15 protein-coding genes are annotated in these 21,470 nt (G+C 44.1%); 7 read left to right on the forward strand and 8 right to left on the reverse strand.

Going from position 1 to position 21,470, the window contains the following annotated elements; translation table 11 throughout:
* Positions 1-26 precede the first annotated feature (26 nt).
* The 3 genes from C1N53_RS13435 to C1N53_RS13445 all read left to right on the forward strand — a co-directional run bounded on the left by C1N53_RS13435 (position 27) and on the right by C1N53_RS13445 (position 2,523).
* Positions 27-614 carry a 50S ribosomal protein L25/general stress protein Ctc gene (locus C1N53_RS13435; protein WP_137759796.1) on the forward strand — a complete coding sequence of 196 codons (588 nt, stop codon included), beginning with the start codon at positions 27-29 and terminating at the stop codon, positions 612-614.
* 272 nt (positions 615-886) lie between these two features.
* Positions 887-1,450: an aminoacyl-tRNA hydrolase gene (pth, locus tag C1N53_RS13440; RefSeq protein WP_137761505.1), complete on the forward strand. Its 564-nt coding sequence runs from the start codon at positions 887-889 to the stop codon at positions 1,448-1,450.
* Positions 1,450-2,523: an acyltransferase gene (locus C1N53_RS13445; RefSeq protein ID WP_168194033.1), complete on the forward strand. Its 1,074-nt coding sequence runs from the start codon at positions 1,450-1,452 to the stop codon at positions 2,521-2,523. The genes pth and C1N53_RS13445 overlap by 1 nt, the downstream gene beginning before the upstream one ends.
* Positions 2,524-2,582: 59 nt before the next feature.
* Here C1N53_RS13445 and C1N53_RS13450 read toward each other — a convergent pair whose 3' ends face one another.
* The 3 genes from C1N53_RS13450 to metG all read right to left on the reverse strand — a co-directional run bounded on the left by C1N53_RS13450 (position 2,583) and on the right by metG (position 9,345).
* Positions 2,583-5,666, reverse strand: a complete 3,084-nt coding sequence (locus C1N53_RS13450; protein ID WP_137759798.1) for a response regulator — start codon at positions 5,664-5,666, stop codon at positions 2,583-2,585.
* Between the two features lie 44 nt (positions 5,667-5,710).
* Positions 5,711-6,808: a two-component regulator propeller domain-containing protein gene (locus C1N53_RS13455; protein WP_168194034.1), complete on the reverse strand. Its 1,098-nt coding sequence runs from the start codon at positions 6,806-6,808 to the stop codon at positions 5,711-5,713.
* Positions 6,809-7,305: 497 nt separating this feature from the next.
* Positions 7,306-9,345, reverse strand: coding sequence for a methionine--tRNA ligase (gene metG / locus C1N53_RS13460; protein ID WP_137759800.1), 2,040 nt, complete (start codon positions 9,343-9,345; stop codon positions 7,306-7,308).
* A gap of 142 nt (positions 9,346-9,487) precedes the next feature.
* Between metG and C1N53_RS13465 the strand changes: the two genes are divergently transcribed.
* Positions 9,488-9,715, forward strand: coding sequence for a hypothetical protein (locus tag C1N53_RS13465; protein WP_137759801.1), 228 nt, complete (start codon positions 9,488-9,490; stop codon positions 9,713-9,715).
* Positions 9,716-9,773: 58 nt separating this feature from the next.
* Here the strand turns inward: C1N53_RS13465 and C1N53_RS13470 are convergent, their stop codons facing one another.
* The 4 genes from C1N53_RS13470 to C1N53_RS13485 form a co-directional block, all read right to left on the reverse strand.
* A complete protein-coding gene (locus C1N53_RS13470; RefSeq protein WP_137759802.1) occupies positions 9,774-11,219 on the reverse strand; it encodes an alpha-L-fucosidase in 1,446 nt (481 codons plus the stop codon).
* Between the two features lie 277 nt (positions 11,220-11,496).
* A complete protein-coding gene (locus tag C1N53_RS13475; RefSeq protein WP_137759803.1) occupies positions 11,497-11,829 on the reverse strand; it encodes a hypothetical protein in 333 nt (110 codons plus the stop codon).
* Positions 11,830-11,910: 81 nt separating this feature from the next.
* Positions 11,911-12,180: a hypothetical protein gene (locus tag C1N53_RS13480; RefSeq protein WP_137759804.1), complete on the reverse strand. Its 270-nt coding sequence runs from the start codon at positions 12,178-12,180 to the stop codon at positions 11,911-11,913.
* Positions 12,181-12,340: 160 nt separating this feature from the next.
* Positions 12,341-13,126, reverse strand: coding sequence for a DUF3050 domain-containing protein (locus C1N53_RS13485; RefSeq protein WP_137759805.1), 786 nt, complete (start codon positions 13,124-13,126; stop codon positions 12,341-12,343).
* Between the two features lie 524 nt (positions 13,127-13,650).
* Between C1N53_RS13485 and typA the strand changes: the two genes are divergently transcribed.
* The 3 genes from typA (at position 13,651) to C1N53_RS13500 (ending at position 18,447) form a co-directional block, all read left to right on the forward strand.
* Positions 13,651-15,462 carry a translational GTPase TypA gene (gene typA / locus C1N53_RS13490; protein WP_137759806.1) on the forward strand — a complete coding sequence of 604 codons (1,812 nt, stop codon included), beginning with the start codon at positions 13,651-13,653 and terminating at the stop codon, positions 15,460-15,462.
* A 130-nt stretch (positions 15,463-15,592) separates the two neighbouring features.
* Positions 15,593-17,011 (forward strand): DUF6563 family protein, encoded by a 1,419-nt coding sequence (locus tag C1N53_RS13495; protein WP_137759807.1) that lies wholly within the window; start codon positions 15,593-15,595, stop codon positions 17,009-17,011.
* Positions 17,012-17,127: 116 nt separating this feature from the next.
* On the forward strand, positions 17,128-18,447 hold the full coding sequence (locus C1N53_RS13500) for a glycoside hydrolase family 2 TIM barrel-domain containing protein (protein WP_137759808.1): 1,320 nt from the start codon (positions 17,128-17,130) through the stop codon (positions 18,445-18,447).
* 15 nt (positions 18,448-18,462) lie between these two features.
* Here the strand turns inward: C1N53_RS13500 and C1N53_RS13505 are convergent, their stop codons facing one another.
* Positions 18,463-21,327, reverse strand: coding sequence for a triple tyrosine motif-containing protein (locus C1N53_RS13505; RefSeq protein WP_168194035.1), 2,865 nt, complete (start codon positions 21,325-21,327; stop codon positions 18,463-18,465).
* Between the last annotated feature and the right edge of the window lie 143 nt (positions 21,328-21,470).

The raw sequence follows: 21,470 nt of genomic DNA on the forward strand, positions 1-21,470 counted from the left end.
TCAAAACATTTAACAAATTCATTTTTATGAAAACTTTAGAGATTATAGGGTTTAAAAGAGCAAATCTCGGCAAGACGCAGTCTAAAGAGCTGCGTAGTGAGTCTTATGTACCAGGTGTATTATACGGCGGCGCTGAGCAAGTTCACTTCTATGCACCAGCTATCCTGTTCAGAGACTTAGTTTATTCTCCAGAAGTATACGAAGTAGACCTGAATATCGAAGGTGCTCATTATAGAGCTATCATGCAGGATGTGCAGTTCCACCCAGTAAACGAACAATTACTGCACGTAGATTTCCTTCAGTTACAGGATGACAAGCCTGTTAAACTTGAGGTGCCTGTTAAATTTGTAGGTAACTCACCTGGTGTAATCCTGGGTGGTAAGCTTGTTACAAAGCTGCGTAAGCTTAAAGTAAAAGCTCTTCCGGCTAATTTGCCAGATGCAATCGAAGTTGACATTTCTGAGCTTGAGCTTGGTAAGTCTATCAAAGTTAGTAAGATTAAAACTGGTAACTACGAAATCCTTACCAACCCACTTGCACCAGTAGCAACTGTTACTATTCCTCGTGCTCTTAAGAGTGCACAAATGGAAGAAGCTCGCGGCGGTAAGAAGTAATCTACCCTGCTTTAAAAGCATCAAAAATCCTGTCCTGCTCCGAGTAGGGCAGGATTTTTTGTTAAATTTGATCCGGCAGACGTTAGATAGAAGGTGTCAGGCTATAGATATTATGTGATCATGCTTTAGTTTAGAGGCTGATAACAGGATCCTAAAAGCCTGGTATCATCGTAGAAGCCTATCATCCAGCTGCTATTAACACCATGTTGCAAACTATAAAACAGTGGTTTGGCTTATCAGCAGATGAGCCAGCTACTTTTGAAGATATATCTATGAAATACCTCATTGTAGGGCTTGGTAACATTGGGCCTGAGTATGCTGAAACACGCCATAACATCGGCTTTATGGTGCTCGACTACCTGGCTCAGAAATATGATGGCAATTTTAGCTCCGACCGTCACGCTTTTACAGCAGAAATAAAAACCAAAGGAAGAACCTTTGTGCTGGTAAAGCCCACCACTTACATGAATCTGAGTGGCAAAGCAGTCGGCCACCACTTAAGCAGCCAGAAACTACCAGTAGAACAACTGATGGTGATCACCGATGACATCGCCATTCCTTTCGGAAAGATTCGGATCAGGATGAAAGGAAGCGCCGGCGGCCACAACGGCCTCAAGCACATTGAGCAAACACTCGGGCATAATAATTACCCCCGCATGCGCTTTGGTGTGGGCGACGCTTTTAGCAAGGGAAAACAAGTAGATTATGTACTCAGCAAGTTCAGCAACGATGAACAGATAGAGCTACAAACATTGATAGAAAAAGCAGCCGAGGCTGTTATTGCCTTCGGAACGATAGGCTTAGAGCGTACCATGAACCAATACAACACGAAGTAGTGGTGCACTCCAGCCCCCTTAGCAAACAAAGCAGAATCAGCTCCCTGGACTACTTAAGAGGGCTGGCTGCATTCGGCATTTTGCTGTATCACTATCAAAGCTGGATTTTTGGTAATTTTGATGCTGGCAGCTTCTGGGGGCGCGTAGGCATTTACGGTGTAGCTATATTTTATGTGCTGAGTGGCCTGACGCTCTACCATGTGTATGAAGACAGGCTAAGGCCTGAGGCACAACCTATAGCAGACTTCTATATAAAGCGCCTTTTCAGGCTCTTCCCGCTCCTTTGGGTAGTATTCACGGTATACCTGATCCGGGAACCTAACCTCCCGGATTGGTGGGATATATTTTTAAACTATACCGGCCTTTTTAGCCTGCTTGACTGGGATAAGGCTATTGGTGTAGGTGTTTGGTCAATCGGTAATGAACTTACTTTTTACCTGCTCTTTCCTTTCTTTATATTTCTTGGAAGATACAACCGCATCGCCTTAAGCTTATTTGGCTGTGTGACTGTAGCAGTTGCTTGCTACTTTGCGTTTCAGAAAATTGACCCCAACATTTCCCTGGCTAAACAATGGCGCGATTATACGAATCCGCTGAACCAGGTATTCCTGTTCTTTGGCGGATTTGCCATCGGCTATTTTACAAAAGCGAAAAGATATAACACGCTTGCCCTAGCCTCTGCCCTGCTGGCAGCCATCTTGCTTTTTATTTTTCTGCCGTTCAGCGGAGAAACTGCTGTGTTAGTTGCCCAGGGCAACCGCTTCCTGTTGGCTGGCCTTTGCATGCTTATATGCTTTAGCATCTATAAGCTACCAGTTCAGTTTCCGGCACCTATTAATATACTGCTGGTAAAACTAGGGGAAATCAGCTATGCGCTTTATCTCCTGCACCCAATCGTATATAATGAGCTTGTAAAGGCTAAAGTTGATGCTGTGGTTGCTTCTCCCTTGCTTTTTATGCTTCTTGCTACTATCGTTTCCGTCATCAGCAGCCTGTTCATCTTTCAGTTTTACGAACGACCATTTATCCGGCTGGGTCAGAAAGTCAGCAGGTTTGTTGCCTCCAGGTTCTGATCATTAGCGGACTCATTATATTTATCAGAGGTAGCAGCCATGCTTTTATAGCTGTTAGATTAATGTCCTGCCCTATCGTCCTCCAGACTTACTTTCTTTTTCAATGCGGAAAAAGCTTTTTTCAGTGCTTCCATCAGATCGTCCAGATCGATGGGTTTACTGATATAGGCATCGGCACCGGCCAGCATACACTCCTGCTCATCCTCCGGCATAGCATTCGCAGTGGTGGCAATAATATAAGGCTGCCTGCCACCTCCAGCTCTAATCAGGCGCGTTGCTTCCAGCCCGTCCACCTCCGGCATCTGTACATCCATCAGAATTACATCAAGGTGCTGTTCCTGCAGGTGCTGTAGTACTTCTACCCCGTTTTCGGCTAACAGCCACTGGTAACCAAGTTTCTCAAGAACCATCTGTGCGAAAAGCTGGTTAATCGGGTAGTCTTCTGCTATCAGTATCCGGAGAGGATAAGCAGAAGCGAAATGCTCAGTTAATGTTTCTTGCACTTCCTCCTCTACCTTTTCCTGCACCCTGGCACGAAGGCACGTTACTACCTGGTTTAACAGCTGCGAATAACGCACCGGCTTTGGCACAACACCGCAAAAAAGTGCCTGATCAGCCGCAGATAGTTCTTCTCCCAGTGGGCTGGAAAGAATAACAGGCACTCTCCCTTTCAGCTTCTTTACCAGCCATACCCCGTCATAATCGGGTAAGGAGATATTTGTAATTACCAGATCATATACTTCGTCTGTTGCCAGAGCTTCAGTTGCCAAACTGGCTTCCAGCGTTTTCAGCCCCCAGGCTCGCAGCTGGCTTGCTATAATAGAACGTAAACGCTCATGCCCACATACCACCAGTACCGTTTTGCCTATCAGGACTTCTGGTATATGTTGCTCTTCTGCTTTTGAAGCCCCCACTCTGGCAGCCTGCACTGTAAAACGGAAGCAGGAGCCATGCCCAGGTTTGCTTTCCACCCAAATATTACCGTTCATTAGCTCAACCAGCCGCTTTGTAATGGCAAGTCCCAACCCTGTGCCACCATATTTACGTGTTGTAGAGGAATCTACTTGTGAGAAAGGTTTAAAAAGGTATTCCTGCTTGCTGGCAGGTATGCCAATACCGGTATCATGTACTTCAAAAGTAAGTTCTGTTTTGCCAGCCCCCTGATCTGCAGCAAGTACCCGTAACAGAACCTCACCTTGTGAGGTAAATTTCACAGCATTGCTGATCAGGTTTACCAGCACCTGTTTTAGCCGTACACTATCGCCTGTTATCTGCTCCGGCACATTAGGCGCTAGTTCATATAAAAGCTCTATATGCTGCGCAAAGGCCTTGCCTGCAAACATCTCCAGCGACTCCTCAACACAAGCCCGCAGGTTAAACTCCTGCTGTTCCAGTTCCAGGTTACCCGATTCAATTTTAGAAAAGTCCAGCACATCGCTTATAACTGACAGCAAGCTTTTTCCGGAGCTTTTAATTATTTCGATATAGTTCCGTTGCTCTGCGTTGAGATTTGTCTGGGCAAGCAGCGAGGCCATGCCAAGCACACCATTCAGGGGAGTGCGGATTTCGTGGCTCATCGTGGCCAGGAAAACACTCTTTGCCTGGTTTGCAATTTCAGCCTCCCGCCTGGCTGCTTCCGCTTCTTTCCGGGCCGCTTCTTCATGCTCTTTCTGACGAAGCAATTGCCTGTTCAGTTCACTCAGGTTGGCAGCCTGGCTCTCCAGCTCATCTTTCTGCTGATTTATTTCTGCCGTACGGGACTGCACCTGCTTCTCCAGTTCAAGCTTCTGCTCTTCAATTACTTTTACCCTAAACCGATAAATCAGCACCATCAGCCAGATAAACAGAATGCCGGCTATAACACGGAACCACCAGGTCATCCAGAAAGGAGGACGAATAATAATACGCACAGATGTGCCTTCTTCATTCCAGACGCCATCGTTATTCGAAGCTTTCACCCGGAAAACATATTCTCCCGGATCAAGGTTTGTGTAGGTAGCAATGCGTTGCGAGCCTACATAATGCCAGTCTTTGTCAAACCCTTCCAGTATGTAAGCATAACGGTTTAACTGCGGAATGGTAAAATTCAGAGATGCGTACTCAAAAGAGAGCACATCCTCCCCATAAGCCAGCTCTATTGTGTCTGTTAAACTAATATGCTGCTTTAGAGGAGAATCTTTCGCACCAATCTGCACCTGCTTGTTAAACAACAGGAAATCTGTGATTACTACAGGAGGTATGTGTTTGTTTTCAGGCAGTTTGTCCGGCTTTATCACACTAAAACCATTGCTTCCTCCAAAGTAGATTTCTCCGGTACTTGCTCTAAAACCGGCGCCCGGTAAAAACTCTGTGCCCGGTAAGCCATTGTACACCCCAAAGCTTTTGAATTTCTTAGCAGCAGGATCAAACCGGCATATCCCATTATTGGTACTCAACCACAAAAAGCCTGCTGCATCTTCTGTTATAAAATTAACGGTATTGCTTGGCAGGCCATCTGCTTCATTAAAAGAGACAAAGCTGTTTGTCTTTTTATCATATTTGTTGAGCCCGCCGCCCATAGCCCCGGCCCAGATGTTTCCTTTGCTGTCTTCGAAAATAGAAAAGACAACGTTACTGCCAATTCCGCTGGTTTCCCGGTCCAGCCTCACGAACTTTCCGGTATCGGGGTCATACATGTTTATTCCACCTCCGGCTGTGCCAATCCATATATTGCCCTGTTTGTCTTCCAGCAGGGCTCTTATATAATCGTTGCTAAGGCTATCAGCATAATCCGGATTATAGCGATGCTTCCTGAAAACATTTGCTTTATAGTCCAGGATATTTAGTCCACCACCGTTAGTGCCAACATAAATGTTCCCTTTCCTGTCTTCCAACAGCGCATAAATATTATCGTTGCTGAGCTTATCTGCCCCTTCGCCTGCTCTGAAATACTTAAACTCGTATAATTTCGGATTAAAACGGTTTAGGCCACCTCCATACAAACCAATCCAGACATGGTCGTTAAATTTACTTTTCAGCAGTGCCAGCACCGAATAGTTTAGCAATGAATTCTCTGGGTATTGCGGATCGGGATTATAACGCACAAACTGATGCGTCTGCTTATTTAGCAGGTTTAATGCTCCTCCATCGGTACCCACCCACATCTCTTTCTGTGAAGCCTCTGCAAAAGAACTTACTACATTAAAGCTTAAACTGAAGTAATCGGAATAGTTACTTTGGTAGGTTTTGAAAAGATCAGGTTGCGGTCGTACTTATTGATGCCTCCCGAGTAGGTACCTACCCAAAGGATACCTTCTTTATCCTGCAGCATAGATATAATGGTGCCATTGCTGAGAGAACTGACATCACTTGTATTGCTACTGTAGTGGCTAAACCTTTTTGTTTTAGGGTCGAACAGGTCAAGGCTGTTACTTGTACCAATCCATATTTTTCCATCCCCTGCACTCTCCATACAGTTAATGTTATTGCTGCCTACAGAAAACAGAGGATCTGCCTGCTGAACAAAGTGTGTAAAGGTGTTCGACCTGGTATTGAAGCGATTTAAACCGCCTCCATTCGTCCCGATCCAAAGGTTCTTGTTGTCATCTTCTATCAGAGAAGTAACCTGGTTATGGCTAATAGAGCCCTTACTACCTTCCTGATGTAAAAAATGTTGGAAAGTTCCGGTACCACGATCCATGAGGTTTAACCCCCCACCTGTACCCACCCATAAGTTTCCGTAGCTGTCTTCGAGAATGGCACTTATAGTGCCGTGGCTCAAACTGTTCTTTTTGGCAGGATCAGGTACGTAGGGCGTAATTTCATTTGTTTTCCGGTCCAGCAAGTTCAGGCCCCAGTTCGTGCCTATCCATAAATTGCCTTTTTTATCTTCGTAAATGGAGGTAATATCACGGTGACTCAGCCCTGATGCTCCCTCTCTGCCCTCATAGAACCTCGTGAAGGTATCAGTCTTCCTGTTATACAGGTTTAAGGCACCACCGTTTGTACCAATCCATAGATTACCTTGCCTATCTTCGTAAACAACATTGATGTCGTTAGAACGTAGGCTGAACTTATCTTTGGGAATGTTCCGGTAGACTGTAAACTTATAGCCGTCATACTTATTCAAGCCGTCCTGTGTTCCAAACCAGACAAAGCCATAGTTGTCTTTCACAATGCTTCGCACCGTTCCCTGTGACAACCCCTGTACGTTTGTCAGGTGTGTAAACTTTACATCCTCTCGCTGCGCAAAAGCCACCACACTACTTCCTAAGCATAGCAGGAGCAGGTATAAAATTGTTTTCATGTTCATAAAATGAAACAGTAAAAGCGGGATATGCTGCCTTATGTACTTTACCAACACCTACCCCTTACTTTACTACCCCGTATTTTTGCAATTATTTGTTATACTAATCAAAGTTCAAATCAGGAAAAACTACATTTGCTTTTCCCGACAATACAACTGCTAAAATATAAATTATTTCATATCATCAACTATAAATCTATATAAACCAACCCTATATAGATTTATTCTAAAGATAATCACCTTCACAAAACAATGTTTAAACAACAAAACAACAAATAAATCATCAGTTATAACATCAGGTACAACAAAAAACTGTTTTTATACTTTTCTCAGAACCTAATTTAAACTGTATTTGAACTCAGACAGGAATAATAGCAGTTTAATTCAAATATGGTAGCTAAAGCATGCCTTGCTGTAAGCATACAGATACCTTAAAAAAGGCTCAGCCGCACCGGTTCCCGGTGCGGCTGAGCCTTTTTTAAATAGTCAGGAAAGTACTAAGACACTTTTCCGCCGTTTTTAATAGCCTTACCTGGCTGCACAAAAGCCAGCGAACCATCGGCATTCTCTGCCATCAGAATCATACCCTGACTGGTGATACCTTTTATTTCCCGCGGTGCTAGGTTCACTAAAATGCTTACCTGCTGCCCGATAATTTCTTCAGGATTAAAGAATTCGGCTATACCGCTTACCACCGTACGCTGATCGATACCTGTATCGATCTTAAGCTTCAAGAGCTTTTTTGTTTTAGCCACTTTCTCCGCCTCCAGAATAGTACCAATACGTATATCCAGTTTTGTAAAATCGTCGAAGGTGATATTTTCTTTTGCCGGTTCAGCTACAGCATTTGCTATTTCGTTAGCCTTCTTGGTGTCCAATAACTTTTGAACCTGTGCCTCTACAGCCGCATCTTCAATTTTTTCGAAAAGTAGTACGGGGGTTCCTATAGTATGGCCTGCTGCTATAAGATCAGCAGAGCCTGCTTCTGCCCATTTGCCCACTGGTTTGTTTAGCATGCTGCTTAATTTTTGAGCAGCTGTCGGCAGAAATGGCTCCATCAGAATATTCAGGCTTCCAGAAATTTGCAAAGCAATATTCATGATAGTTTTTACCCGCTCCTGGTCTGTTTTAATCAGTTTCCAAGGTTCAGTGTCGGCCAGGTATTTATTGCCCAGGCGTGCCAGGTTCATCAGCTCACCCAAAGCATCGCGAAAGCGATAGCGCTCCAGGTAAGTAGCTATTACCATGGGCATATTTTCGAGCACGCCAAGCACTTCTTTATCGTAATCACTTAACTCTCCACGAGCCGGCACTTCACCACTATAATACTTTTGAGTAAGCACTACAGCCCTGTTGATAAAGTTACCCAGTATGGCTAGTAATTCGTTGTTGTTACGGGCCTGGAAATCTTTCCACGTGAAATCATTGTCTTTTGTCTCCGGGGCATTGGCACAAAGTGCATAGCGCAAAACATCGCCTTTACCCTCGAAATCCTGCAGGTATTCGTGCAGCCATACCGCCCAGTTGCGGGAAGTAGAAATCTTATCGCCCTCCAGGTTCAGGAATTCGTTGGCAGGCACATTGTCAGGCAATACATAATCTCCGTGCGCCTTCAGCATACTCGGAAAAATAATACAGTGAAATACGATATTATCTTTGCCGATAAAGTGAACCAGCTTGGAGTCTTTGTCTTTCCAGTATAATTCCCAATCTGGCGTAAGGTCTTTTGTGGCAGAAATATAACCGATAGGAGCATCAAACCATACGTAGAGCACCTTGCCTTCCGTACCTTCTACTGGCACAGGCACTCCCCAGTCCAGGTCGCGGGTTACGGCACGTGGCTGCAGCCCCTGGTCTATCCAGCTTTTACACTGCCCGTATACATTCGGCTTCCAGTCCTGCTTGTGCCCCTCAACAATCCACTCCCGCAACCAGTCTTCGTACTCATTAAGAGGTAGGTACCAGTGCTTGGTTTCACGCATCACCGGCTTAAGGCCGCTTAAGGTACTTTTAGGGTTAATGAGGTCAGTTGCATTTAACGAAGTGCCACAAGACTCGCATTGATCGCCGTAAGCATTCTCGTTACCACATTTGGGGCAGGTACCCACTATATAACGATCGGCCAGGAATTGCTGCGCACCCTCGTCGTAGTACTGCTGCGTGGTTTGCTCTATAAACTTACCATCGTCGTATAGCTTCTTAAAGAAGCCGGAAGCCGTTTCGTGGTGTGTTTGCGATGAAGTACGGCTATAGATATCGAATGAGATATTGAAATCTGCAAACGATTTTTTAATGAGCTCATGATATTTATCTACGGCCTGCTGCGGTGTAATACCTTCTTTTTTGGCTCGTATGGTAATAGGCACGCCATGCTCGTCAGATCCGCACACAAATTTTACATCACGGTTCTGGGAGCGCAGATAGCGCACATAAATATCGGCAGGCAAATACACTCCGGCCAGGTGCCCAATGTGAACAGGACCATTGGCATAGGGAAGTGCAGCTGTTATTGTATAACGTTTTGGTGTTTGCGTCATGTTTTCTTATTAAAGAAGCAAATATACAAATCACATACGTAATGCACCGATACTACAGCCTATTCAGCTAAAATTGCTTTATTAAGTTTACTTACCCCTACCTGTTTCCGTAAACCTTTATATCACCAACGATATAGAAACCATGCATAATAAAGATGATAACTTCAGAACAAGGCGCGACGACGGAGATAATCTGGGCAAAAAAGACCATGAGCATAAAGTATCAGAAAACCCTGCCCCCAAAGGCACAGATCCTGATCGTGAATCAGAAACCACGCCTCCCGAAAATGAAGTTTATGTAGACATTGAGCCGGACGAACTTCACCTGTCGGATGAAGATGATTTAGAAGAGATCGATGTAAGAGAATAGAAGCCAACCCAGCAGCAGTGCTTATGGATGCAAGGCGGCTGCTGGGCTTGCCTTATGTTTAATATACCTCCACATTAGAAATAACAGGGCAAGCCTTTGCAGCTGTAACTGTAAATTTTATTTTGTCTGTTCCGATGGAATTAACAGGCAGAATTCTTTTATAGCCAATTGTTGTTCCATCCGTCACTACTGGTTGCCAGTTTCCGTTTTGCCAGGCGTGCACTGTAAAAGATTTCACCCGTTGGCCCAGCTTTATGTATTCCTGCAGCAGCACATACCGCACCGGCTTTACTTCCCCCAGGTCAATTTCCAGGCTGCCGGTTGTCGTTTCATCATCTGTAGCCCAGTAGGTTTCTTTATCGCCATCTGTTACATTAGAAGCAGCAAAAGCTTTTGCGTTTCCTCTGTAAGCATTTGCCTTAACCTTTGCCTGGGCAGCCAAGTTGGTTCTAAATCTCTCCTCTAATAGTTTACGCCAGTCCTTCAGTACCTTTACATCCGCCTCATGCAGCAAACCTCTCCCATCGGGTGGCACATTCAGAAGCAGGGTAGAACCTCTCCCCACCGATGTCAGGTAGATCTCAAAAAGCTTTTCAGGCGACTTCACCAAAGAATCTTCTTTGGCATGATAAAACCAGCCCGGCCGAATGGACACGTCTACCTCGGCAAGAATCCATTTGCTACCATCTGCAGCACCTTTATTTAACAGGCTTTCTATACCAGCCTTGCCTGCATAAAGTGTATCGTTGTTGATGGTGTTCCAGTTCGTAGTTCCAGCTATCCCTTTTTCGTTGCCGCACCAGCGCAGGTCAGGACCGGCATCGCTAAAAAAAAGCACTTGTGGCTCAGGCTGTACTTTCCTTACCAGATCAAGTGTGCCCGGCCAGTCGTAATAGGTAGCTCCGGCTATTTTCCTGTTTTCTCTGGCTCCACCATAAAATCCGTCGCCTCCGTTTGCACCATCAAACCACATTTCGAAGATGGGGCCATAATTGCTGAACAGCTCACGCAACTGGTTCCGGTAGTAAGCGACATAGGAAGGTTGTCCATAATCAACCCTGTTCCGGTCCCAGGGAGATAAGTAAACACCAAACTTTAAGCTGTGCCGCCTGCAGGCTTCTGCCACCTCTCTTACCACATCTCCTTTACCGCTTTTATAAGGACTGTTCTTGATAGAATGATCTGTATACTTGCTAGGCCAGAGCGTAAATCCATCATGATGTTTACAGGTAAGAATAATACCTTTAAAACCTGTTTCCTTCAGTGTACGCACCCACTGATCAGCATCCAGCTCAGTGGGATTGAAAATTTCAGGGCTTTCGTCGCCATAGCCCCATTCAAGATCTGTGAACGTATTGGTAGTAAAGTGAATAAAGGCATTCATTTCCATTTCGTGCCAAGCCAGCTGAGCCTCCGACGGGACCGGGTGGAGAGGCTTTGGCGGAGCAACAGGTGCAGCTGTATTGGTTCTGAGAGAACAGGAAATGGCTATACTTGCACACATAAAAGCACAAATCAAGGTGCTTCTTCTACAGGTTGCTTGTCTTATATTCAAAGCAGAATAATTAGGTTGCTGTTTTAGCACTTAGCTGGCAGGACATTTTTACAATTTCATGCCTCCTTCACAAATTCCACCTGCTGGATAACATTCATAAAGCCAGTAGCTTCTTTTAAAGATAAGCAACCTCCCCAGAATTTCAAACACAGCTTTAAAACAGTTTTACCAGTTGCTTACAAAAAAGCGTTCTACTATGGCATCACCCACAATAGAACGCTTTAAGTTAATCGACAGGTACCCTGTGCTGCATTGGCACCTGCACATTGTGTCTGTTTTCATCAACGGGAGGAGCTTCCGGAAGAAGCCTCGGCCTGAGTGTATTTGGTGTGGTTGCAGGCCCATTACCATTGAATTCTTCAATATTGCGTTTCCGGTTGATGTCGCTGGATTGTTCGTACATCTGGCGGCGCAACTGCTGGTTGCTTCTGTTGCTATACACTACCCTTCTGTTCAGATCCGGATCAGGAGGTAAAGTTCCTTCCCCCTCTGAGAGTGAAGTACACGAAATGGCACCAAACAGCACACCAATCAACCCGTAAATTTTGTATATCTTCATCTTTATTCTTCATATAATTTAAAAATAAACTCATTAAAGAGCTTGTATATAAATTATACGCAAAATAAAGTACAAAAGTAGTTATTCTGCAGCACTTTCGCCGTAGAGCAGCTTGTGCCCTACCTGGGTCAGCATCAGTCCATCTGGTGCGGGTGTTACAAATGCCTCTTTGGTTAAATGATGTTCCGCCTCCTTTTGCACATCCTTATACTTTGGATAGTGGTCCTGCAGGTATGGGTACAATTCCTGGTATTGCAATACATCACCAGATTGTATATTCATTTCCTTGAAAGCATTTAATATATGCTGTGCTGTGTTTTGTATGTTTTCAGCTTCTGATGTTAATGCCATAGTATCTTTTGATTTAGTTCAGGGTAAAAAATACGACTGAACACTATTAAAAGATATGGCAAGAAGCAGCGCGAGGCGCCTTATTGTTAGAAAGGCAAGAAGCCTGCGAGTCAGGAATGGAATTATCCTGCTTCTGACTCGCAAGCTTTAACCGGGCATGCTAGTTCAGCAGAACTTCAGAATTGAGCTGGTTCCTGATGCCGTCCCAAAGCTGGATGCGCTGTTCTATACAGGCAATAGAAACTTCCAGTGCTTCCTGCCATTTATCTTCATCGTCTCCGCACAGCTCATCCACCATCTGCAAAGCCAGCGGTGTATGTACCTCCTCATCCAGCTGCACATGGCGGTCGAGATAATAAATAAAGGTATTCAGTTTGCCAGGAAAACGGGCATTCAAATCGGCTGTCAGGTGGCGGAACATATCAGGGATCAGGTCTTCACGGCCAAAAGTGAAGGCAGCCGCAATGGCATGGCTCTTTCCGGAGTTTATAATGCTAAAGGTATTGTAAACAAAATCTTTAACAGAAGCATGTATTGGTAGCTGCCCAAGCGCTGCTTCTACAGTTTCTCCTGCTGCAACTTTTTCCAGCATCTGGTTGATCAGGGCATGATCGGCACCACATTCTTTCATAGCCTGCAGGTATAGCTCAAAGTGGCTCACAGGATTACCAGCCTGGTCTACATCCGTTTCTTCTTCCAGCACTATCTCATTGATAAGCCTGCGGGTTCTAGGGCTACCTTTGGGCACCCAGGGCAGCGTTACACAAGTCAGGTCTGCCTGCAGGGCTTTCAGAAGGCTCATAAAATCCCATACGGCAAAAACATGATGCTCCATAAATATTTTCAGATCGTCGAGGGTGTGCAACGACTGGTATACATTATGCTGCAGCAGGCGCTTACGATGCACGTTTAAAGCCTTCTGCAATTCTTCTATTCGGCTGTTCATAATAGGTAATCGAATGTACTAAAGATATTTTTTTACAATTGAAGTTCCGGTGCAGCTTTAAGTCAGGTATATTTATAAAGGCTGCTGGATAGTGAATATACTATTAAAAATACAAAATAAAAAAAGCAATACAGCGCTACAGCTACTATTACAGCTGCAAAAGTATAACACACGCCTCATATATTAGTTTACAAATCCGGCTAAATTATCAGCTACTGCCAAATGTTCCCTCCCAAAAGCTAGCCTTTATGTCCGGGCGAAGGATGCATTAAAGTTGTAGCAGAAATAGTGCCTGCTTAGCAGTTGATCCAATGCCTTTGTAAATCAGGGTAGAACCACTTTCTCTCTAGTTATGAGAATCTTAGCCTTAAATTGAACAAAGAATACGCGTGTGATGTTTGCCCAATACTGATGCAGCATATTGGTGCATCAGAACTTAATATTAACATAACCTGTTTATTTCGAGAAGCATACTATAAATGTAAAGCCTTTTATGTACCTTTGCGGCTCGAAAAACTTATTCAATGCAAAACATTCGAAATATTGCGATTATCGCACACGTTGACCACGGTAAGACTACTCTCGTGGATAAGATCATTCATGCTTCCAAGCTGTTTGCTGATCACCAGCAGTTCGACGACCTGATCCTCGACAACAACGACCTGGAACGTGAACGAGGAATTACGATCGTTTCTAAAAACGTGTCTGTTCGATACAAAGACGTTAAGATCAACATTATCGACACGCCTGGTCACGCCGACTTTGGTGGCGAGGTAGAGCGTGTTCTGAAAATGGCCGATGGCGTACTACTACTGGTAGATGCTTTCGAGGGAGCTATGCCTCAGACTCGTTTCGTGTTGAGCAAAGCCATACAGTTAGGCCTTAAGCCAATTGTGGTGGTAAATAAAGTAGATAAAGAAAACTGCCGTCCGGACGAGGTGCATGAGCAGGTTTTTGACCTGATGTTTAACCTGGATGCCACAGAAGACCAGCTTGATTTTACAACGCTGTACGGATCTTCGAAGCAAGGCTGGATGAGCACCGACTGGACTCAACCAACAGAAGATATCACGCCTCTTTTAGATGCAATTATTGAGGTTATTCCTGCTGCTCCGTATCGTGAAGGTTCTCCTCAGATGCAGATCACATCGCTGGATTACTCTTCTTTCGTAGGTCGTATTGCTATTGGTCGTGTGCACCGTGGCACCCTAAAAGAAGGTATGCCTATCAGCTTGTGTAAAGCAGACGGCACCATCAAAAAAGGCCGTATTAAGGAACTTCAGGTTTTTGAAGGGTTAGGCAAAAAAGCTGTTCAGGAAGTATCAGCCGGAGAGATCTGCGCTGTAACAGGTATTGAAGGATTTGACATTGGTGACACAATCGCTGATGCAGAAAATCCTGAACCATTGGCGCGTATCTCTATAGATGAGCCAACTATGAACATGCTGTTTACGATTAACAACTCTCCTTTCTTCGGTAAAGAAGGTAAGTTTGTAACATCACGCCACCTGCGTGACCGCCTGTTCAAAGAAACCGAGAAAAACCTGGCTTTACGCGTACAGGAAACAGACAGAGAAGATACCTTCCTGGTATTTGGTCGTGGTATCCTGCACTTGTCGGTATTAATTGAAACAATGCGCCGTGAAGGCTATGAGCTACAGGTAGGTCAGCCTCAGGTGATTTATAAAGAAATAGATGGCCAGCGCCACGAGCCGATCGAGCACCTGGTTGTTGACGTTCCGGAAGAAACTGCCGGTAAAGTAATTGAACTGGTTACGCAACGTAAAGGCGAGCTCTCTATTATGGAGCCAAAAGGCGATTTACAGCACCTGGAGTTCAACATTCCGGCACGTGGCTTAATCGGTCTTCGTAATAACGTTTTAACAGCCACAGCTGGTGAGGCAATTATGAACCACCGTTTCCTGGCCTACGAGCCTTACAAAGGCCAGATCCCTGGTCGAAACAATGGTTCTATCATCTCGATGGAGACAGGACCGGGTACGGCCTATTCTATAGATAAGCTACAGGATCGTGGTGTGTTCTTTGTAGACCCGGGTGTAGATGTATACATGGGTCAGGTTATTGGAGAGCACAGCCGCCAGAACGATATTACAGTAAACATTCAGAAAGGTAAGAAGCTAACCAACATGCGTGCTTCCGGTTCTGATGATAACGTAAAAATTGCTCCTGCTAAAAACTTCTCTCTAGAAGAAGCCATGGAATACATCCAGAAAGATGAGTACCTGGAGGTAACGCCTAAGAGCATCCGTATGCGCAAGATCTATCTTGATGAGAACGAGCGCAACCGTATGTCTAAGAAAGAAGAAGCTGTATAAGCAATAAAACATACTCTAAATTTTAGAATACCAGGCAGTGTAAACTACCTGGTATTTTTTTTGCCTTAATTGCTGGATATCAGCTGATTTTATAATATTTTTATCATTAAATATTAATAACATTGAATATATGAAATCAACTTTTACCCTTCTATTTTTCCTGCTCATTACTACCATTGCTTCTTATGCACAAGTGCATACTATAAAGTTAAGTAACCAGGCCTTACCTGCTCTCGAAAGAGATTTTTATATTGAACAGGTACTCGACACCAGGAATGTGAAGTATGCTATCGGAGAAGTGCAGAAAGGGGTGTTTAACAATAAAGTAAATGCTAATTTCGCAGCTCCCCTGGAGCAGGAGTTGCTTGCATATGCAACAGCCACTTATCCGAAACAGGAGGGACAAACACCTGTTACTCTTCGTGTGAATAAGCTATGGATTTCAGAGGTAACCTCCATGAGCTCTGAGGCAGGAATAGCTGAAATAGTGGTTGATTTTCTATATAGGAACCAGGACAATTACCAAAGATTGTATACAGCCTCCGCAACTATTTCACAAGGAGGCCTAGATGTCACCAACAAGCATGCAGCCAATATCTCCAAAGTTTTAGATAAATGCCTGCAAACTTTCTCTTCTAAAGATTTTACAATGTTACTTGCTCAGTCTGTAGCGCTTACAGAAGCCGAAGCAAAAGCTCCTTATGATAACAGCAGGATTACAGCCAGTTTTCCTGTTATGCAAACAGATAATTATACTGAAGGTATTTACATGACACTGGACGAATTCCGTGCCAACACACCTGGTATTACCTCTGGGTATGAAATAAAATCTAAAAGCAACTTTAAAAAACCAATGACAAGCGGAGGCGACCTGACACCAGTTCTGCTATCTTCTGATGGAAAGGATAAGAAATTGAAAGACGCCTGGGGCTTTGCCTACAACAACAGTCTTTACATTAATTACTATGGCGTTTATTTCCCGCTAGCCTCCAACGGTCAGAACTTCTTATTTGTAGGTCCTCCATTAGCTAGCGGCACAGGTGCAGTAGCTGCAGGTGCTGCTGTGGGCGGAATTATTGGGGGAGCAATTGCAGGAGGTATCGTTGCTGCCACTGCCAAACCTGCTGTTTATTCTCTTGATTTGGTTACAGGTATTATTGCTCCTGATAAGAGCTATAACGATGCACAGGAGCAAAATGGCGAAACAAATATTACGGACACAAAACTGATCCTTTACAGATCTGCCAAAGGTGAAAAAGCTATGCCTGTACATGTAAAGGTTAACGGTGTGGAGCGAGATCTGAACCCGGGTGAGATGATTGAACTGTACCTGAGTGCTGCCGAAGCTGAAACCATAGTTTGCCTTTCAGAAGATGAGAGCAACTGTATTAGCTTATTGCCCGCAGGTAAAAAAACCTACTATATCGCCTGCAACCTGAATGATAAGACTACAACTAACAAGGCCAGTTTGCAAGAAGTAGATAAAGCTAAAGGAGAATATGATGTGAAGGGTATAGTATTCGCTCAAAAGAAACAAAGTAAAAAATAAGGAGAAAGAAATACTCTTTTCAAAGCTAGGGCACCTACTCCTTTAAGTAAAGGCTACCTCACCAATATTTATCCCCTACCTATACAAGATAACGAATAAACTCTATATTTGGCCCTATGAAAGATGCATCATACCGAGACATACTACTTTTCCTGGCAATCTTATCACAGACTTTGATCTTAAGCTGTACAAATCCTACCGATAAACAGCAAACTACAGAAGAATCAGAGGCTGTAATAGTAGAGTTACGCAACCAAAACGGGCACTACAGTCTCTACCGAGACGGCAAGCCTTACTATATTAAGGGGGCTGGCGGCTCGAAGTACTTAGACAGATTAGCCGCTTACGGAGGAAATTCGGTACGTACCTGGAGCACCAACAATGCAGAACAGGTGTTAGATGAGGCCTATGAATATGGTTTAACCGTAACAATGGGTTTGTATGTGCAGCCAGAGCGCCACGGTTTTGACTATAACGATACAGCAGCTGTTGCCAAACAACTGCAAGCAGTAAAGGCAGATATACTCAAGTACAAAGATCATCCTGCCCTTCTCATGTGGGGCATCGGCAACGAACTTAACCTTAACTATACTAACCCTAAAGTATGGGAGGCAGTGAACGACATTGCTAAAATGATACACGAGCTGGACCCCAACCACCCTACTGCGACCATGCTGGCCGGTTTAAATAAAAAAGAAGTAGACGCTATCAAGGCTACTTGCCCGGAAATTGATATACTTGCTATAAACGTTTATGGCGCTCTGCCTACCATTCCTGACCAGATTAAAGCCCTGGGCTGGGAAGGCGCCTATATAATTACAGAATGGGGACCAACCGGACATTGGGAAGTAAAAGAAACGCCCTGGAAAGCTGCTATAGAGGAAACCAGCAGCCAGAAGGCTGCCGTATACCAAAGCCGTTACCAGGCTTCTATGGCAAAGGATAAAGAGCAGTGCCTTGGCTCCTATGTGTTTCTGTGGGGACAGAAGCAGGAAAGAACTCCTACCTGGTATGGGCTGTTTACTGAAAATGGGGAAGAAACAGAGGTGATTGACGCCATGCAATACCTCTGGACAGGCAGCTGGCCGCAGAACCGTGCGCCTCACATTGACTCTTTTACGCTTGCGGGCAAAAAAGCAGCTGACATTATTTACCTGCAACCAGGCAAAGCATATCCTGTGCAAGCCTCTGTTACCGATCCGGATAAAAACCAGCTTACCTACCGCTGGGAATTATTACCGGAAAGCACTGATTTAGGAGAGGGAGGAGACGCAGAAAGCCGCCCAACCGCGCTTGAAGGCTATGTTACAGGCAATGCAACTGAAACAACCTTAAAGGCTCCGGATAAAGAAGGAGCCTACCGACTGTTTATATATGCGCAGGATGGAAAAAATAAGGTAGCCACAGCCAATATTCCTTTCTTTGTAAAACCTTAAAGGCAGATTGCTTATCTAAAACTTCAGCATAAAATCAGTCAGGTTTTCGCTTCGGTCAAGGCCAAGGCGCTTACGCAAACGGTAACGGCTTATTTCAACTCCCCGCACCGATATATTAAGCAGTTGCGCTATGTCTTTTGTAGTCAGGTTGAGGCGCAAGTAAGTGCATAGTTTTATTTCCTGAGGCGTTAAGTTAGGGTACCTCTCCTGAAGCCTGTTTGTGAAGTCGCCGTGAACATGGTTAAAGTGCAGCTCAAACTGCTTCCAGTCATCTTCGCTGTTTAAGTTGTTATCAATACTGCGGATAATCTTTTTAAGCTCTTCCTGATGGCTGGTTTTATCGCCTTTCTTTAAAATGCCCTGCAAGTCCAGCTTTATGCTGTTCAGCAGCTCACTTTTGTTCATCAGGTGGATAGTAGAGTAGGTTAATTCCCTGTTCATGTGGTCTACCTCAAACTGCAGTTTCTCATTGCGAAGCCGAATAATTTCCTGCTCGCTTTGAGTGGTTATTTCTTTCAGCTCGGTTTCCTTTTGGCTCAGCATCTCCTCCTTGTCTTGTATGATCAGGTGCTTTGCCTTCTTAAACCTTTTGTCGGCCTGAAAGAAAATCAACCCGATCAGTAAAAAGCCAGAGAACGTATACAGAACATAAGATACCTTGCTGCGGTAAAAAGGGGGCTCTACTGTAAAGGTAAAGCTCTTTGCCTCGCTTATGGCTCCGTAAACATTCTTTGCCCTTACCTTAAAGGAATAATTGCCTTCAGGTAAATTGGTATATTCTTTCTCTGTTTTGTTTGTCCACTCCGACCATCCGGAGTCAAAGTTTTCCAGGAAGAATTGGTAGCGGGTTTTTTCAGGGCTTTCGAAAAAAGAGGCCGCATACGTAAAGCGCAAAGAATTCAGATCGAAAGGCAGTATAGTACCTTCTTTCTCTTCTATCTTTCTTCCAAACAATAAGAGAGAATCGGCATTCAGAGAAGTGATTACAATGCTGGATAAATGTGTTTTGAAATCTTTTATTTCTTTCACCTTATCAGCTTTAAAGTGGATAAAGCCATCCTTCGCACCAAAAAGCACGTTGTTGAGGTCCAGCACATGAATATAGCTCAGATCGTCGTTTAGCTGGTCCTTTATACTATTGAACAATTTTTCTTCAATGGAAGGCTTCCCAAACTTGTCAAACGACAAGCGCCCCACCCGCTGATCAGATATAAAATAAATATTCCCCTGTATATCTTCCTCCATTTCCACAATATGTTCATCTGGCTTAAATAGTGCTGACAATGCTTTATCCTGCACAAATTTATCGGTAGCTTTATCATGCCTGTAAATGCCATACAAAGCAGGGAATATCAACTCATTCTTCACTCGCTCCATATTAATGAGCTGATCGGAAGGCAAACCATCTTTGGAGTTATAGAACCTGATGGAAGCGATTTTCTTTAAATCGGGATCGAACTTAATCCGATATAGTCCTTTATACCCATGTGCCATCCACAAATCGCCATTACTATCAAAATCAAGCACCCGCGAAGACTCTTCAAATCCTTTAAAGGTATTCATCAGGTTCAGTTTGCCTGAAGCAGCATCTAAAAGCCTTACCCCAAAGTATGTTCCAAGTATTAGCTTATCCGGGTTTCCTGGCATAGAAATAAAGTCCCATGCGCCTTTCTCGGGATATATTTGCCTGGCAGCATCCTGTTCCACCACAAAAGGGCCATTGTGGTGCCCCATTAATATCTGGCCGGAGATACTCCGCAGATGATATACCTGTCCTGTGCTATTCGGCACCAGTGACAGTTGCTTTGCATTGAATTTGGGCTTATTAAGCCTGAACAAGCCACTATTGGTACCAAAGTAATATGCATCACCTGCCTTTATAGCAGCATACCCTGTACCGGAAAGCCCCATTGTACCGTCGATCCTGGTGAAGGGAGAGCTAACTTCAATAATAGATAGGCCATTGTTCAGGCCTAACCACAAATTGTCCTGCGTGTCCTGGTACAGTGTGTGAACAGTATTATCCAGCAGGCCTTCTCTTTTAGATATATGCGCCAGCACTTCACCCTCTCTGTTTAAAAGAACCACACCTGTATTCTGTGTAGCAACAGCAAAGGAGCCATCCCGAAGCGTGATCACCTGGTTGATTGGAGAACTCTTCAGCAGGCTTTCATCGTTTAATTTAAAAGGCACCGCCGTTCTTCCATCATATAAATATACGCCATGTCGCATTGTAAAAATGATGAGCTTTTCTTTATCGAAAGGCAGAATAGAAGCAATTTGGCGTTGTGCAAAAAACTCTCCTCCCGGAACCAGGTTGAGCCTGTTTCCATCTAATACCGACAGCCCTGTATTCCAGGCCAGAGAGTAAATCTTTTTGTTCACCAGAAAAGAAAATTCCAGTGGACTGTTTGTTGAGATAACTTTTACAGCTTTTCCAGGTGTATAACAGTAAATGTACTTGAAGGTCAGAAAGTAAATGCAATCATTAATTTCATAGATCCGCCACACCTCATCAAAGTTTCTGTATTCTTGTGGCAGGCTATCCGCTAATGAAAAGTATTTCAGAACACCCGTTTCTCCTGGCTTAAAATATCCGAAGTCTGCCTGGCTCCCTACATATATCCTGTTATTCTTGCCAATATGCACTGAGCGCACTTTGGTAGAATTATCTACACTGTACCTGTTCCAGGTAGCGCCATCGAATTCTAACAGGCCAAAGTTGTTGGCTATATATACTACCTCACGTGCATCCTGTGCTATGCTCCAGCTCTGTATACCACCTTTAAAAGCTTCAGGTGTATAGTTCCTGATGATAGGGTTTCCAAAAAAATACTGCTGTGCATGCAGGCTTGTTACCAGCAAAAGTAAGTGCAGCATTAGAATTATTTTAATCACTAGTTGTAATCTGTGCATTTTAAAATTGACCAATAAACCAGCAACAAAAATCTTAATTGATGTAATTATTAATTAAAGCCACTTGCATACTATTTTTAATAAAAAGTGCATTATAACGTAATATA

The sequence above is a fragment of the Pontibacter sp. SGAir0037 genome, assembly GCF_005491705.1.
Taxonomy (GTDB): domain Bacteria; phylum Bacteroidota; class Bacteroidia; order Cytophagales; family Hymenobacteraceae; genus Pontibacter.

Coding starts and splice junctions, on each gene's coding strand:
- C1N53_RS13475 (WP_137759803.1), bottom strand. CDS start 11,829: ATGAAGATATACAAAATTTACGGGTTGATTGGTGTGCTGTTTGGTGCC.
- C1N53_RS13465 (WP_137759801.1), top strand. CDS start 9,488: ATGCATAATAAAGATGATAACTTCAGAACAAGGCGCGACGACGGAGAT.
- C1N53_RS13455 (WP_168194034.1), bottom strand. CDS start 6,808: ATGAAAACAATTTTATACCTGCTCCTGCTATGCTTAGGAAGTAGTGTG.
- metG (WP_137759800.1), bottom strand. CDS start 9,345: ATGACGCAAACACCAAAACGTTATACAATAACAGCTGCACTTCCCTAT.
- C1N53_RS13470 (WP_137759802.1), bottom strand. CDS start 11,219: ATGTGTGCAAGTATAGCCATTTCCTGTTCTCTCAGAACCAATACAGCT.
- C1N53_RS13500 (WP_137759808.1), top strand. CDS start 17,128: ATGAAAGATGCATCATACCGAGACATACTACTTTTCCTGGCAATCTTA.
- C1N53_RS13435 (WP_137759796.1), top strand. CDS start 27: ATGAAAACTTTAGAGATTATAGGGTTTAAAAGAGCAAATCTCGGCAAG.
- C1N53_RS13505 (WP_168194035.1), bottom strand. CDS start 21,327: ATGCTGCACTTACTTTTGCTGGTAACAAGCCTGCATGCACAGCAGTAT.
- pth (WP_137761505.1), top strand. CDS start 887: ATGAAATACCTCATTGTAGGGCTTGGTAACATTGGGCCTGAGTATGCT.
- C1N53_RS13480 (WP_137759804.1), bottom strand. CDS start 12,180: ATGGCATTAACATCAGAAGCTGAAAACATACAAAACACAGCACAGCAT.
- C1N53_RS13450 (WP_137759798.1), bottom strand. CDS start 5,666: ATGTGGGTGGGTACCGATGGAGGAGCATTAAACCTGCTAAATAAGCAG.
- typA (WP_137759806.1), top strand. CDS start 13,651: ATGCAAAACATTCGAAATATTGCGATTATCGCACACGTTGACCACGGT.
- C1N53_RS13495 (WP_137759807.1), top strand. CDS start 15,593: ATGAAATCAACTTTTACCCTTCTATTTTTCCTGCTCATTACTACCATT.
- C1N53_RS13485 (WP_137759805.1), bottom strand. CDS start 13,126: ATGAACAGCCGAATAGAAGAATTGCAGAAGGCTTTAAACGTGCATCGT.